General features: G+C 43.6%; 17 protein-coding genes, 1 tRNA gene and 1 riboswitch. Of the genes, 11 read left to right on the plus strand and 7 right to left on the minus strand.

What is annotated here, in order from left to right; translation table 11 throughout:
- Positions 1 to 31: 31 nt before the first annotated feature.
- The 7 genes from pdxS (at position 32) to NYE72_RS00485 (ending at position 4,893) form a co-directional block, all read left to right on the plus strand.
- Positions 32 to 913: a pyridoxal 5'-phosphate synthase lyase subunit PdxS gene (gene pdxS / locus NYE72_RS00455; protein WP_036679980.1), complete on the plus strand. Its 882-nt coding sequence runs from the start codon at positions 32 to 34 to the stop codon at positions 911 to 913.
- A gap of 18 nt (positions 914 to 931) precedes the next feature.
- On the plus strand, positions 932 to 1,528 hold the full coding sequence (gene pdxT, locus NYE72_RS00460; protein ID WP_036679979.1) for a pyridoxal 5'-phosphate synthase glutaminase subunit PdxT: 597 nt from the start codon (positions 932 to 934) through the stop codon (positions 1,526 to 1,528).
- 74 nt (positions 1,529 to 1,602) lie between these two features.
- On the plus strand, positions 1,603 to 2,889 hold the full coding sequence (gene serS, locus NYE72_RS00465) for a serine--tRNA ligase (RefSeq protein WP_076100088.1): 1,287 nt from the start codon (positions 1,603 to 1,605) through the stop codon (positions 2,887 to 2,889).
- 67 nt (positions 2,890 to 2,956) lie between these two features.
- Positions 2,957 to 3,045: transfer RNA gene (locus tag NYE72_RS00470), tRNA-Ser, on the plus strand.
- A gap of 145 nt (positions 3,046 to 3,190) precedes the next feature.
- A complete protein-coding gene (locus NYE72_RS00475) occupies positions 3,191 to 3,532 on the plus strand; it encodes a hypothetical protein (protein ID WP_036679977.1) in 342 nt (113 codons plus the stop codon).
- Between the two features lie 11 nt (positions 3,533 to 3,543).
- Complete coding sequence (locus NYE72_RS00480; protein ID WP_036679976.1) at positions 3,544 to 3,696, plus strand: small acid-soluble spore protein P; 153 nt, start codon at positions 3,544 to 3,546, stop codon at positions 3,694 to 3,696.
- Between the two features lie 105 nt (positions 3,697 to 3,801).
- The gene (locus NYE72_RS00485) at positions 3,802 to 4,893 is read left to right on the plus strand and encodes a hypothetical protein (protein ID WP_038568046.1); all 1,092 of its coding nucleotides are present in this window, start codon (positions 3,802 to 3,804) and stop codon (positions 4,891 to 4,893) included.
- A gap of 105 nt (positions 4,894 to 4,998) precedes the next feature.
- On the opposite strand, the gene NYE72_RS00490 is transcribed toward NYE72_RS00485, so the two are convergent.
- Together NYE72_RS00490 and tadA are read right to left on the minus strand one after the other, a co-directional pair.
- Entirely contained in the window at positions 4,999 to 5,568 is a 570-nt protein-coding gene (locus NYE72_RS00490) for a GNAT family protein (protein WP_339211067.1), read from the minus strand.
- On the minus strand, positions 5,569 to 6,084 hold the full coding sequence (tadA, locus tag NYE72_RS00495) for a tRNA adenosine(34) deaminase TadA (RefSeq protein WP_256721116.1): 516 nt from the start codon (positions 6,082 to 6,084) through the stop codon (positions 5,569 to 5,571). It lies immediately after the preceding gene.
- Between the two features lie 310 nt (positions 6,085 to 6,394).
- Between tadA and NYE72_RS00500 the strand changes: the two genes are divergently transcribed.
- The gene (locus NYE72_RS00500) at positions 6,395 to 8,722 is read left to right on the plus strand and encodes an ATP-binding protein (protein WP_339211069.1); all 2,328 of its coding nucleotides are present in this window, start codon (positions 6,395 to 6,397) and stop codon (positions 8,720 to 8,722) included.
- Positions 8,712 to 9,413 (plus strand): 23S rRNA pseudouridine(2604) synthase RluF, encoded by a 702-nt coding sequence (rluF, locus tag NYE72_RS00505; protein ID WP_036679985.1) that lies wholly within the window; start codon positions 8,712 to 8,714, stop codon positions 9,411 to 9,413. Before NYE72_RS00500 ends, rluF begins: the two co-directional genes overlap by 11 nt.
- Before the next feature lie 112 nt (positions 9,414 to 9,525).
- Here the strand turns inward: rluF and motB are convergent, their stop codons facing one another.
- Together motB and motA are read right to left on the minus strand one after the other, a co-directional pair.
- Positions 9,526 to 10,341, minus strand: a complete 816-nt coding sequence (gene motB, locus NYE72_RS00510) for a flagellar motor protein MotB (protein ID WP_036679969.1) — start codon at positions 10,339 to 10,341, stop codon at positions 9,526 to 9,528.
- Positions 10,325 to 11,125 (minus strand): flagellar motor stator protein MotA, encoded by an 801-nt coding sequence (gene motA, locus NYE72_RS00515; RefSeq protein ID WP_036679967.1) that lies wholly within the window; start codon positions 11,123 to 11,125, stop codon positions 10,325 to 10,327. The genes motB and motA overlap by 17 nt, the downstream gene beginning before the upstream one ends.
- A 206-nt stretch (positions 11,126 to 11,331) precedes the next feature.
- On the opposite strand from motA, the gene NYE72_RS00520 reads away from it, so the two are divergent.
- Both NYE72_RS00520 and NYE72_RS00525 read left to right on the plus strand, forming a co-directional pair.
- Positions 11,332 to 11,625 (plus strand): hypothetical protein, encoded by a 294-nt coding sequence (locus tag NYE72_RS00520; protein WP_036679966.1) that lies wholly within the window; start codon positions 11,332 to 11,334, stop codon positions 11,623 to 11,625.
- A 228-nt stretch (positions 11,626 to 11,853) separates the two neighbouring features.
- A complete protein-coding gene (locus NYE72_RS00525) occupies positions 11,854 to 12,141 on the plus strand; it encodes a 4a-hydroxytetrahydrobiopterin dehydratase (RefSeq protein WP_036679964.1) in 288 nt (95 codons plus the stop codon).
- An 81-nt stretch (positions 12,142 to 12,222) separates the two neighbouring features.
- Here the strand turns inward: NYE72_RS00525 and NYE72_RS00530 are convergent, their stop codons facing one another.
- The 3 genes from NYE72_RS00530 to NYE72_RS00540 form a co-directional block, all read right to left on the minus strand.
- Positions 12,223 to 12,579 (minus strand): cytochrome c, encoded by a 357-nt coding sequence (locus tag NYE72_RS00530; RefSeq protein WP_036679962.1) that lies wholly within the window; start codon positions 12,577 to 12,579, stop codon positions 12,223 to 12,225.
- 127 nt (positions 12,580 to 12,706) lie between these two features.
- Complete coding sequence (locus tag NYE72_RS00535) at positions 12,707 to 13,192, minus strand: GNAT family N-acetyltransferase (RefSeq protein ID WP_036679960.1); 486 nt, start codon at positions 13,190 to 13,192, stop codon at positions 12,707 to 12,709.
- A 188-nt stretch (positions 13,193 to 13,380) separates the two neighbouring features.
- Complete coding sequence (locus tag NYE72_RS00540; protein ID WP_232061490.1) at positions 13,381 to 13,833, minus strand: C40 family peptidase; 453 nt, start codon at positions 13,831 to 13,833, stop codon at positions 13,381 to 13,383.
- A gap of 44 nt (positions 13,834 to 13,877) precedes the next feature.
- Positions 13,878 to 14,020, minus strand: a riboswitch (cyclic di-AMP (ydaO/yuaA leader).
- Positions 14,021 to 14,099: the final 79 nt, after the last annotated feature.

Here is a 14,099-nt window from a genome sequence, read left to right on the forward strand (position 1 = left end):
GATTAAGATAGATCATTCGGGGGGTTAGGACATGGAAACAGGTACATCGCGAGTTAAAAGAGGCATGGCAGAAATGCAAAAAGGCGGCGTCATTATGGACGTCATGAATGCAGAGCAAGCAAAAATTGCTGAGGCTGCTGGTGCAGTTGCTGTTATGGCTCTGGAACGCGTACCTTCTGACATTCGTGCAGCTGGCGGTGTAGCACGGATGGCCGATCCTACAATTGTAGAAGAGGTTCTCAAAGTGGTAAGTATCCCTGTTATGGCTAAGGCTCGTATCGGCCATTATGTAGAAGCGAAAGTTCTAGAATCTTTGGGTGTTGATTACTTGGATGAGAGTGAAGTTCTTACTCCTGCTGATGAAGTATTCCATATTGATAAACATGAGTTCACCGTTCCTTTTGTATGTGGAGCGAAGGATCTGGGAGAAGCACTGAGACGTATTAACGAAGGTGCCTCCATGATCCGTACAAAAGGTGAACCAGGAACAGGCAACATTGTTGAGGCCGTGCGTCACATGCGCTTTATCAACAGTCAAATCCGTAAAGTAACGAATTTGTCCAAGGACGAGCTATATAATGAAGCAAAGAACCTGGGAGTTTCCTACGAGCTGTTGCTCGAAGTGCATGAGCTTGGCAAACTGCCGGTTGTTAACTTTGCCGCTGGGGGTGTAGCTACACCTGCCGATGCTGCTCTTATGATGCATTTGGGTGCTGATGGTGTATTCGTAGGTTCGGGTATTTTTAAATCGGACAATCCTGAGAAATTTGCGCGTGCGATTGTTGAAGCCACTACACACTATACTGATTACAAACTGATTGCTGAAGTATCCAAGAACCTTGGTGCACCAATGAAGGGGATTGATATTGCAACTCTCACCCCGGCTGAACGTATGTCGGAGCGTGGCCGTTAATAGAGAGAAGGTTGTAGGATGAAGATAGGAGTATTGGCGCTTCAAGGCGCTGTTACGGAGCATATTGTTAGTATAGAGAAGACCGGTGCAGAAGGCGTGCCTATCAAGCGTGTGGAGCAGCTAGAAGAAGTTGAAGGCCTGATTATCCCCGGCGGAGAAAGTACAACGATTGGAAAGCTAATGCGGAAATATGGTTTCATAGAAGCCATCCGTGATTTTTCTGATCAGGGCAAGCCTATTTTTGGCACATGTGCGGGTATGATCGTGCTGGCCAAAAAAATTGCCGGTGGTGAACCGGGGCATTTGGAGCTGATGGATATTACCGTAGCCCGGAATGCATTCGGCCGCCAACGGGAAAGCTTTGAATGTGATCTGGAGGTTAAAGGCATTGATGAGCCGGTTCGTGCTGTATTTATACGTGCACCGCTTATCAACGAGGTAGGACCGGGAGTTGATGTGCTTACAGTCTATAATGATGAGATTGTAACCGCGCGCGAAGGGAACTTGCTGGTGTCTTCTTTTCATCCAGAACTGACCGATGATTTCAGACTGCACCAATATTTTGCCGATATGGTAGAGGCGAATAGGGAAGTCCAACAACAAAATTGCATATAAAGAACATCCTGACTCTTTCAAAGCTGTAATCAGCATTTTGAAAGAGTTTAGGCTGTTTTCAGGAGGGAAACATTGTGTTAGATGTAAAAATACTACGTAGTGATTACGCAAGAGTGGAAGAGGCTTTAGAAAAACGGGGCAAATCGCTGGACTTAATTGCTGATTTTCCACAACTTGATTTGCGCCGACGTGAATTACTGCAAGAAACCGAAGGGCTTAAGAACCGTCGTAATACAGTTTCGGGTGAAGTAGCGAAAAAGAAAAAGAACGGCGAGCCAGCAGATGATCTAATTACAGAAATGCGTACAGTATCTGACCGAATTAAAGAGCTTGATGACGAAGTACGTGAACTGGAAGCTCAGATTGCTGATCTTACTATGAATATCCCTAATATTCCTCATGATTCAGTTCCGGTAGGGAAGTCTGAGGATGATAACGTTGAATTACGCCGCTGGTCGGAGCCCAAAGAGTTCGGATTCACTCCGAAATCACATTGGGAGCTTGCGCAGCAGCTTGATATTATTGATTTCGAAGCTGCAGCAAAGGTTACAGGATCCCGGTTTGTTTTCTATAAAGGACTCGGAGCACGTCTAGAACGGGCGCTGATTAACTTTATGATGGATCTTCACAGTGGTGAGCATAACTATGAGGAAATGCTGCCGCCTTACATTGTGAACAAAGACAGCCTGTATGGTACAGGACAACTGCCTAAATTCGAAGAGGATCTGTTCAAGCTGCGGGATACCGAATACTATTTGATTCCTACAGCTGAAGTACCTGTAACGAACTACTATCGCGAAGAGATTTTGACGGCAGCTGACCTGCCTAAATACCATGTAGCTTACAGCTCTTGTTTCCGTTCTGAGGCGGGCTCGGCGGGCCGTGATACTCGCGGTTTGATTCGCCAGCATCAATTCAACAAGGTAGAGTTGGTGAAGCTCACCACGCCTGAATCCTCTTATGAGGAATTAGAAAAAATGACAGCAGATGCTGAACGTGTGCTGCAGCTGTTAGGACTGCCTTATCGTGTACTTGGGTTATGTACGGCTGATATGGGCTTTACATCGGCTAAGACGTACGATTTGGAAGTGTGGTTGCCTGAGAGCGGAATGTACCGTGAGATCTCCTCTTGCTCAAATACTGAGGACTTCCAAGCACGCCGGGCAAATATTCGTTTCCGTAAGGATCCAAAATCGAAGCCTGAATTTGTTCATACGCTGAACGGCTCTGCTTTGGCGGTTGGACGTACAGTTGCTGCAATTCTTGAGAATTATCAGCAAGAGGATGGCAGTGTTCTGATTCCAGAATGCCTACAACCTTATATGCGCAATGTAAAATCGATACAACCAAAAACTATTTAAAGATATAGTTGCTTTTTCTTTGCATTGTATGGTACAATCCTAATGCATGTGAAATTTAAATGCATTTGGAGAGGTACCGAAGCGGTCATAACGGGGCGGTCTTGAAAACCGTTAGGGTGCAAGCCCACATGGGTTCGAATCCCATCCTCTCCGCCATTCCTTTATGAACTTAAAGAATAATTAGATAGAAACCGTTCCCTCTGGGGGACGGTTTTTTGTTTTGTTTGGTAGACCGAGTTCTATTGAGAATAAAAAGCTTCATTTCTCCGCAATGTATTAGAGAAGGAGGATGATCATAATCATGGATAGATCATTAGAAGTTGATCAGCATAAGCTTGTTTCAGCCTGGCAGGAGCGTTTGCCGGCGTTGATGGATGATGGGGATAGTTTCAGTGTGCTGGCGGATAATGGGGATCCGAATAGCTTGCTGATTCATTTTAATGCGGCAGGTCATCAAGGCTATTCGCTGGATTTTCGCTGCAAGTATGTAGATAGCAGAGAAGTGGCAGTGGATCTGCTGGATGTGGAACAGAGCGGTCTCCATATTGATGAGCGTAGTGATGCCGTACAGCAGCTGGCACAGCAATACTCACGGCAAATTCACGAATGTGCTCAGGCTCTTCAGAACTTGACCAATCCTTAGGAGGAATGAAAATGTCGAAACCAAAAAGTATCCCTGTTCCTGGGGCAGAGCCAACAAGTGGTGAGCGGAGAAAAGACCATGCTCCTTCAGGTCCAGAACCGCTTTCAGGTTCTAAAAAGGTGAAACAAGCGAACCATGTTGACCACCATAATCCACAAGGTTAACAAATAAAAACGTTAAGAATTTTAAAGAAGTGTTTCTTGATTTTTACAAATGGTTTATCATAGGAGGGGGAGAGATTTCTTTTACAATGGGAGAGGAGAACAATAATGAACAAAAAGTGGGGTTTGTCGGCCGCTGCATTGCTGCTTACAGCAGCAGTAATTCTGCCGGGATGTGCAAGTAAACAGGAGGCGCCAAAAGAGGCCTTAAAATCAGCTGCTACTAAAGCGACTACAATGTCATCTTATGAGATGAAGAGTAAATTCACGATCAACGATCTTACGATCGAGACTTCTGACGCTGAATCTGCTGCAATGACTACACAGGTACTTAGTATGCTTAAGAATGCTGATATTACCATTGATGGGGTATATCAAGCAGAGCCAATGCAGACAGAACTAACTATGGTTCTGAATCTGAAAGGCGATATGAGCATGAGCTTTAATGTTCCTATGGTAATGACTGCCGAGAAGTTGTATGTTAAGATTCCATCTATTCCTTTCGTACCGATTCCTGAGACGATCCTCAATAAGTTTGTAGAGGTTGATCTGAAGGCGTTGGCAGAGCAGGAGGGTGCAGAATTTAACCCAAGTACGATGGATACTCAAAAAATGCAGAAGCTGTCTAATGAAGTGGTGGACACTGTCCTAGCTGAATATGACGAAGAAAAATATTTTAACGAGATTGATCCCAAAGATGCTAATTTACCAGAAGGTGTGGAAGCTAAACAAGTTGTTCAGTTCCAAGTGACTAACGATAATGTTAAAGAAGCAATCACTATCTTGGTGAATAATGCCCTGCCTAAAATTATTGATATCGTAAGCAAGGAAGAATACAAGGATATGCTGCAGATTAAAGATGCAGATCTAGCTAAGGCTAAAGAAGAACTGACATCAGGTGAAGCTAGAACTGAATTGGATAAGGGCTTAGCTGATCTTGATAAGTACCTTACCATCAACCAGTTCCACTATAATACTGCGATCGATAAAGATGGATACGCTGTGTATCAGGATTTATTGATGGATGTTAAAGTAAATGATCCGGAAGATGGCACAAAAGTGGCCTTCTCAGTAAATGGAACGGGCCAATACAGTAAGATCAACGAGAAGCCGGTATTCAAGATTGGTATCCCTCAAGGTGATGATGTAATTACAATGGATCAACTTGGAGAAGAATTCGGTGGTATGGGAACTTATTAATCCCAGTTCGCAAGATTAAGACCCGCATGATGCGTATATTATACGCCCATGCGGGTCTTTTTTTAGGAAAAAAAGTAGCACTCATTCCTGCGACAATGCAGAATCTTATTTCCGTTCCTCAGTCAGCACGTCTTCGGTTAAGATTGCGTAGGTTTGGTGATCCTGCCACTGTCCATTTATTTTAAGATACTGACGGGCGATCCCTTCAGGTTTGAACCCACTCTTCTCCAGGACTCTTCGGGAAGCTTCATTATGCAATAAAATAGCTGCTTGAACTCTATGTAGACCTAAGGCCCGGAACGCATAGCCGAGGACTAATCCGACTGCTGCTGTCATATAACCTTGTCCTTGCATCCGATGATCCATTAAATATCCTAAATCAGCATATTGTGCTATACCTCGTGAGACGTTGGACAATGTGATCTGACCGATTAGCTGTCCATCCAGCAGATAAATGCCGAACATATAAGCTCTGTCCTGTAGGGCGTCCTCAATACGCTGATTGATGATCTGTTGTTGACTCTCCAAGGTAAAGAAGTGATCATCACGTTTTGGCTCAAACGGTTCATGGGTTACCCGGTTATTTAAACGAAGCTCCAGCAGGCTCTGTGCATCCTTAAGCTCAAGTGGAGAAATATAGATGCCTTGAGAGGTATGATATAGAGTAAGGGTCATTTAGGAGTCCTCCTTTTGTTTTATTGGCTTTTTACGTAAACGGCGAAAGAAGGAGGTGAGTAGATCTGCACATTCTTCTTGTAAAACACCCTGTATTACCTCAGTTCTATGATTAAATCGCGGTTCTTCAAGCAAGTTCATGAGGGTCCCGGCACATCCAGCTTTAGGGTCAGGCGTTCCATATACCGTGAGAGGCACTCTGGACTGCACTATTGCTCCTGCACACATCGGACAAGGTTCTAGGGTGACGTACAGCTGGCAATCCAGCAGACGCCAAGAATTCATGACATTGCTGGCCTCACGAATGGCTACCATCTCTGCATGGGCTGTCGAATCCATTGTCGTTTCTCGTAAATTGTATCCACGTCCTATAATTTCACCATGTCGAACAATGACAGCGCCAATAGGAACCTCACCTAATGCCTCAGCTTTACGTGCTTCTGCGATCGCCTGCCTCATCCAATATTCATGAACCGCTTGTATATCTTCTGGCGATTCATTGGCTTTAATATTCAAGATCATCTTCCCTTCTTCTGTAACCATTGTACAACGAACAAATATTCGTTCTTAACAAAATGTGTATAACTCTGTGGATAACAGCCTACTTATACACATTTTTGTACACATCGGACTTTAATAATTTGTTTATATGTGCATAAGATGTGGATGGTTTCTTATATATTGTAGAGAAACACCTTTTGAATTTCAATATTTCGTGAATTAATAGGCTTGTTTTAAATGTCCTTTTCAAATGAGGGGGCAAAAGGTATGATGTTTATTATAGGCTCCGCAAGGATTTACCAGTGGATAAGAGGTGAATAACAGTTTGTCCATAAAGACAAAACTATCTGCTATTATTTTTGGAGCGGTACTGCTAATTTTAGCATTAAACCTGACATTTAACCTTTATGCCGCTCAGAATAATCTAAGAAATGAAAACGTAAATAATATGCAGATCACCGCTATGCAAATGGCTGTTTCTGTAGAACAAAGTAACTATAGCTCTAACTATGTAGAATATCAAATTGCGCATAACTTAAGAATGGCTGCCATCTTTGCCTCTAAGGAATTGGGTCCGGATTATAAGAATATAACCAATGCTCAACTTAAGGCCCTAACTTCCAAGTTGGGCGTGTCTAATATTTCAATTCTGGTAAAGATTGATAATGATATCGTGGTGACAAAGGCATCAAATCCGATTGATATTGGAATGTCCACTCAAGGTTGGGGGTACTGGTACCTTGCCCTTTTGGAGTTATTTGATAATCAGGAAGTCACTGTGGGACAAGGTCAGGCATTGGATCATTTTTGGTCAGGCCCATTTGAATATTCAACCTACAATCCCGATTTCATTGAGAAGTGGGGTTATTATCATGATGAAGCAAGTAACTACATCATTAATCCTGTTATTCTCAATACTGCGGCTAGTGAATATGTCAAAATCACCAATCCCGATCAAATTGTAGAGCGAACCAAAGAAGTTAATCCAGGGATTTTAGAGCTTACAGGATTTAATCCAACAACATTTGGTTTAGCGAGTATGGCGGGCGATGGAAGCGATGCATTTAAAAAGAAACTTGGCAACCGCCCAATTAAGTTCGGTACCTATACTTATGGTAATGTGGAGCAAGATAAAGCGGCCATTCTATTAGCTCAGCAGAAGCAGAAGCCAGTTACACTGGAGACGAGGGTACATGGGAAAAGAGTGCTCAAAAGCTTCATTCCTATTCAGAATCCTAAAATGGATCCTTACGTAATCGGTGTAGTTTTGGATTATTCTGTGATTTCATCCGTAGTTCATGAACAATTAGCCAATTATTTGACTACGTCTCTGTTGTTGCTGGCATTATTTTTGCTATGTAGTTACATACTTTCAGGTTTTGTTACTCGTCCAATTCAGGCTATACTTGCCAAAGTCAATGATGTAGCGCGAGGTAAGTTCGAACCTCCATTAAAGGTAACCTCTCGTGATGAGTTAGGTCAATTAGCCTTGCGGATTAACGCTATGACTTCTCATCTTATGCAACGCACCAATCGTCTTAAGCAGACGCTGGAAGAGAACCGGGCGGTTAAGGAGCATTTGGAATCCGTAATTAACGGTACGTCTGATGCGATTCATACGTTGGATATGGAGGGACGAATCACTAGCACTAACAGGGCCTTTGAGGAGCTGTATGGATGGAGTGCAACAGAAGTGATCGGCAATATGCCATATCTTGTACCCGCGACAGCGCTTAAGCAAGAGGAAGAGCGGCTTGACGCGTTAAGAAATGGTGCAGTTCTGCCACCGATCGAGACAGTGAGACTTAAACGGGACGGATCATTAGTTGAGGTTAGCGTTAGTACCTCGATAATTCGAGATGAAGAGGGTTATCCCCATTCCTTTATTCACGTTTCTCGTGATATGACGGAACGCAATCGAATGGAGGAGCTGCTTAGACGCTCTGAGAAACTAACTACAGTCGGCCAATTGGCCGCAGGAGTAGCTCATGAGATTCGTAACCCTCTTACCACATTAAAAGGATTTCTACAGCTTCAACAGGAGAAGGAGCTCTTGGTTCCGCTTCATGTAGAGCTGATGTTATCCGAGCTGGAGCGGATTAATCTTATTGTCAGTGAATTTTTAATCCTGGCTAAGCCGCAAGCCGTTCATTTTCAGGAAAAAGATCTTCGCTACATATTAGGTGATGTAGTTTCTCTATTGGATAGTCTGGCTCATCTACATGATATTCAATTTAGTACGAAATTCTCTGAACAACCTGCTACTGTACATTGTGAAGAGAACCAGCTGAAGCAGGTATTCATTAATATTGTTAAAAATGCAATTGAGGCTATGCCTGAGGGTGGCGTCATTTCAATGGAACTGTGGAACTCTGTGGATTGCGTCTTTATAGTAATCAAAGATCAGGGTGAAGGGATTCCAGAGGACGTGCTGCCTAAGCTGGGTGAACCGTTCTTCACGAATAAGGAATCGGGGACTGGTCTTGGGTTAATGATTAGCCAGCGTATTATTCAGGCTCATAAGGGTCATTTGGAAATACAAAGTGAAGTTGGCCGGGGGACAACCGTTATGATTAAGCTGCCTGCAGCTGGAGGGGGTACACCTTGGCTTAACATTAAGGATGAACGGAGTGAAGAACAACGTGAGAATTAATAAATTCATCAGTGAGACAGGGTACTGTTCACGCCGAGAAGCAGACAAGCTTGTGGATGCCGGCAGAGTTACGATCAACGGAGAGCCTGCTGTGCTGGGCAGTCAGGCTGTTCCGGGCGATGATGTGCGAATAGATGGTATAGCGCTTGAAACCTCAAGCCAGACGGTCTACATTGCTCTAAACAAGCCGGTAGGGATTACATCAACCACAGAACAGCATATCAAGGGGAATATTGTCGATTTTGTAGGTCATCATGAACGTATATTCCCGATTGGTCGTCTCGATAAGGATTCGGAAGGATTAATCCTGCTTACCAATGATGGCGACATCGTTAATAAAATTTTGCGGGCGGAAGGCCGGCATGAAAAAGAATACGTGGTTACCGTGGACAGACCCATTACGCCTTCTTTTATTACCGGCATGTCCAGCGGTGTGAAAATATTAGGCGAGAAGACGCTGCCCTGTGAGGTAACGCGTATTACGGAGCGTGTCTTCCGTATTATTTTGACAGAGGGCAAAAATCGCCAGATTCGTCGTATGTGCAGCGCTTTTGGGTATGAGGTTCGAAAGCTGCAACGCATTCGGATTATGAATATTCGCCTGGGGGCATTGCAAACGGGAGAATGGCGTGAGCTGTCTGCTGATGAGAAGAAAGAGCTTGGAGCTACGCTGAACTACGAGTTACTGTAGGAGTGTCATTACAATAATACAGTTCCATATAGAATGTAGTACTGCAACAAAAAAAGAGCTGTCCGGGGTCTAAGACCTTTGGACAGCTCTTTTTATTACCTTACGAAATCACTTATTCAGCAGAGGGAACAATCCCTGTAAACTCTTTGGTTTCTTGATATTTTCGAATAATGGAAACCTCTACCCGGCGATTCTTGCTTCGACCGGTAGCTGTGTCATTATCGGAAATAGGATGATATTCGCCGTATCCAATCGCACTAAATTTGCGTGGATTTAGATTTGTGTTCTGCAGCAAAATCTTCATGAACTGAAGTGCCCGATCCGCACTCAGATCCCAGTTGGATGAATAGTTGCTATTAGAAATCGGAATATCGTCGGTGTGCCCTTGCACTACTACATCATAATCCGGGAATTGCTGCAGCATCGTTGAGATGGATTTAGCTAATTGCCGCGAATCATCCTTAACAATGGCTTGGCCAGAAGCGAACAATGCGTTATCACTGATCGTAATCATTAGCTGAGATTGATTAAGCTTCGTACTGAGCAGATCAGTTAGACCGTTGCTCTTAATATATTGATCGAATTGTTTCTTAAGCTTCTCTAAATCCTCTTGTTCCTTTTGTCGTAGCTTTGCCATTTCTGCTTCTTCAGCTTTCTTGGAAGTAGAGCTACCCATCTTATCATTTTTCCCTAGATCTTCTTGAGTCTTACTAGGCATTGCTGCCCGCTCTTCAAGAATACCTGTACCGCCATTAAGTGCGGAACTGAAGGCCTGACTCATCTCTTCAAATTTCTTGGCATCCGTTGCACTCATAGAATACATAACGATGAACAGAGCCACCAGAAGAGTCATGAGGTCGGAGTAAGGTAACAGCCACGATTCATCGGCATGTTCTTCATGCTCTTCGTGTCTAGTCTTTTTGCTCACCTGATCCACCGTCCTTCTCATTTAACTTAACGCGTTGCGAAGGTGTTAGGAATACAGCAAGCTTCTGATTGATGGCAATAGTAGATACACCGGACTGTATGGACAAAAGACCTTCGACCATCATCATTCGAACTTCGATTTCTTGTTTGGAGAGACGTTTCAGCTTATTAGCAATAGGATGCCATAATACGTAACCTGTAAAGATACCAAGCAATGTGGCGATGAAGGCAGCCCCGATTGCCGCAGCCAGTTTGTTCATATCACTCATATCAGCCAGAGCGGCGATGAGACCGATAACCGCCCCGAGCACCCCGAGGGTAGGAGCATACATACCTGCCTGTGAGAAAATGAGGGCTCCTGCTTTATGTCTATCCTCTGTGGCGTGGATATCCTCCATGAGGACATCGCGGACAAAATCCTGATCATTTCCATCAATAATCATCCGCATGCCGTTTCTGAGGAAGTTATCTTCTATTTCATCGACTTTTGATTCTAGAGCCAACAGACCTTCACGCCGTGTGATAGAAGCCCATTCCATGAACATAGTGATTAATTCGGGTTTACTGATTAACTTCTTTTTGATAAAAATCATTTTGAACAGACTTGGAATCTTTTTGACCTCGTTGAAAGGAAAGGCCATGAAAATAGAAGCTGCCGTACCCACCAAGATAATAACGTAAGCAGCGGGTGTGGCCAAAGCATGAAGTGGAGCGTGCTTGAGGATCATGCCCCAGATTACAGCAACCAAACCAAAAATTAAACCAATTATTGTTGAAATTTCCATTTTGCACCTCGTCCGTGAGATTTAAGATGTGTTCCGACAATGCCGCGTATATCATCCTTGAAACAGCGGCAGGGCACTCTGTGCGAAACCGAATTAACGTATATTCTTATTTATCGACATCATTCGGTTTTTTGTGAAGTCATTTTTTCGGCTATAATGGATAAGGTAAGTAATTATTCATCTGTGAAGAAAACGGAGTGATATACGTGGGTGTAAAGCATGGTAGAGATTACGGTGAAATTCTAACCGATTTGACCGAAGCCGTCGGACGAATTTCCGATGGATATTTATTTTTTGAGATGGATCCGGACGAGTGGCAGGAACTACCCCAAGAATCAAAGCTGGAGGTATGGGAAGCATTGGCTGAGGATCTTTTCTTCGCGCTGGGTAATGAACCTATGATTGAAGTGGGGAGCGGCGTAATTATTTACGATAAGGACACGCACCGCATTAATATTCTAGTTGGCGAAGAGGATTTGGCTTCAGTAGTTTTGATTTAGGCAGAGGAGACGTCTGGACGTAATTTGCCCGTAGTTAGTAGCCCGTGTTAAAATTGATAAAGCCGAGTTATAATCGCTGGGATTTGTGAATACATTTAATCGAAAATATCGCCTTTATCCTGGCACATCCCTTGGACCTCAGAAGCTAAGGGATGTTTTGTTTAACGCCTAAGACAAGTAAAGGGAACTACGCACTTTACTGCAATTTTTTGTAAGGGAGGAAACGAATTGTTATTTACGGAAGAGGAACTGCGTGAGGAGATCACCAAGCTGGAGGGCTGGAAACTGGAAGATAATGTTATGGTGCGAAAATATATGTTCAGCCAATATATGAAGGGCATTGCGTTTGTGGATGAAGTAGCCACGATTTCAGAAGCCTTCGATCACCATCCACATATTACGATTGATTATAAAACAGTTACCCTGCGCCTGAAATCTAATGAAGAAGATGGGATTACAGCTCTAGATCTTCGAGAGGCGCATGAATTTAATGAAGCCTTTGAAAAAAATCATTAGTTTAGCCAAAATCATAAAATAAACGCCCGTGCACAGATAGTCACCTATCTCATACACGGGCGTTTTTGGTTGCTTGGCTGGTTACTTTTTCTCTGAGAGCCAGAGTGCGACGTTGGCGATCTCTTCAGGAGCTAGCTTCTCCTTAAAGGAAGGCATTTGGCCACGTCCTTTGGTGACGATGCTGTAGATTTCCTCAGCGTCATGCTGACCGCCTTCATTCTGAAGACTTGGTCCAACTCCACCTTGAAGCTGATCGCCGTGACAGGTGATACAGCTGGCTTTCACGGTTGCTTCTGCCTTTGCGGCGTCCAGTTGAACTACCGGCATCGTGGGCTTATTTTCTTCTGCTACCTCTTCTTTACCCGGAAGTGTAAACATGAGTACTACCGCAAAGGCACAGGCGGCAAAAAACAAACCGCTCATGATCCATTTCTGCATCCCAATTCGTCCCTTCTATGTAAGCTGCTCCCTACATTATAGCTTATGGTGAAGCGTTATCATAGGGTTTGTGACAAAAAAATGAACGAGAATACAATCATTCTTATGAAATATCTGGTATTTAATATCATTTGTCATAGACCATGCAATAAAAAGGTTTGTCTCCTGTAGGTGTGCGGCGTTCATACGTATCTGTAATCGTAAATCCACATTTTTGATAAGTTCGAATGGCGCGTTGGTTCCAGGTCAGGACTTCCAGATCTATCTCACGATCAGGATAACGATTCAACGCTGTCTGGACGATGGCATCTACGAATAGTTTGCCTAAACCATGGCCGCATAGATCGGGGCGCATCCCAACTCCTAAACGGACGACTCCTTCCATCGGGAACAACTGTGCGAATCCGCACAAAACCTCATTTTCATTTAATATGGAGATATATTGTTCCTCCCGGAGCTGCGGATCACCAAACTCGATGCCAAGAGCCTGCATCTGCTCCCACGGCATCCAGCCATAAATATTATATGGGGGCGTATAGCTCCACTTACAAATAGCTTCTCCGTGAATTGCCTCCATAGGAACAACATGAAAAGTTACCGAGGGATTTATCATAAGGTCAACGATCTCCTTTCACGAGGACATTGCTATATTACTAATTATATACAAAATGGGGGAGGTTCGACTCAGAAACTTTATATGAGGGGAATGTTTTACAAATTATGAGAGGGGTAAATAAGTAATAAGACAAAAAAACAAGCTCTCCTCCAAGAGTACCTTGGAAAAGAGCCTATGTACGTTATTTATTGCACATCATCATTGTCTTCCGATTCAGCAGCAACCGATTGGTAAGCGTCTGTGCTCATAATGCGCTTGGCACCAACGTAGCGTTTCACGTAGTAGCTATCACTCAGAGAGCTAATCGTAACACCGCGTGAGGTAGAAGCGTGTGCGAACTTACCTTCACCGACATAAATGCCGACATGGGAGACACCTTTGCCACTTGTATTGAAGAATACAAGATCTCCGGCTCTTATATCATCACGGGAGATTGCTGTGCCCATTTGATATTGGGAACCTGATTGGTGTGGAAGGTTAATGCCAATCTTATCAAACACATACATTGTAAATCCGGAGCAATCAAATCCGTTAGTGGATATACCGCCGGATACGTATTTAGTACCGATGGCCTTGTCAATCACTTTATCCATTTTGGAATCTGCGAAAGCGCTTCCTGCTCCGATGGTGAGGATGATGGAAAAGCTTAGTACTGCTGCTGCTAACTTCTTCTTCAAAAGTGTATACCCCTTCCAAATGCCTACGAGGTTAGCTTAAGGGTTCGGTTGAAGGTCCCCTATGACCCCTCTATATAATGGAGGTCAATTCACCCAAAGTTGGTTCCCCCGTTTTCCTAATAGTTAGGAAACTCGGCTCATACTGTTGATTAGGATTAGCTTGTAATCAATACATGACAAAACCTTTGTAAATAACAACTTAATGATTACAAAAATGTTACTAAAAT

The sequence above is a fragment of the Paenibacillus sp. FSL L8-0333 genome, assembly GCF_037965665.1.
Taxonomy (GTDB): domain Bacteria; phylum Bacillota; class Bacilli; order Paenibacillales; family Paenibacillaceae; genus Paenibacillus_AQ; species Paenibacillus_AQ odorifer.

Excerpts from the sequence above, each read along its gene's own strand:
- NYE72_RS00485 (WP_038568046.1), top strand. The coding sequence starts at position 3,802 with ATGAACAAAAAGTGGGGTTTGTCGGCCGCTGCATTGCTGCTTACAGCA.
- pdxS (WP_036679980.1), top strand. The coding sequence starts at position 32 with ATGGAAACAGGTACATCGCGAGTTAAAAGAGGCATGGCAGAAATGCAA.
- motA (WP_036679967.1), bottom strand. The coding sequence starts at position 11,125 with ATGGAAATTTCAACAATAATTGGTTTAATTTTTGGTTTGGTTGCTGTA.
- NYE72_RS00475 (WP_036679977.1), top strand. The coding sequence starts at position 3,191 with ATGGATAGATCATTAGAAGTTGATCAGCATAAGCTTGTTTCAGCCTGG.
- NYE72_RS00490 (WP_339211067.1), bottom strand. The coding sequence starts at position 5,568 with ATGACCCTTACTCTATATCATACCTCTCAAGGCATCTATATTTCTCCA.
- NYE72_RS00530 (WP_036679962.1), bottom strand. The coding sequence starts at position 12,579 with ATGCAGAAATGGATCATGAGCGGTTTGTTTTTTGCCGCCTGTGCCTTT.
- NYE72_RS00535 (WP_036679960.1), bottom strand. The coding sequence starts at position 13,192 with ATGATAAATCCCTCGGTAACTTTTCATGTTGTTCCTATGGAGGCAATT.
- pdxT (WP_036679979.1), top strand. The coding sequence starts at position 932 with ATGAAGATAGGAGTATTGGCGCTTCAAGGCGCTGTTACGGAGCATATT.
- NYE72_RS00480 (WP_036679976.1), top strand. The coding sequence starts at position 3,544 with ATGTCGAAACCAAAAAGTATCCCTGTTCCTGGGGCAGAGCCAACAAGT.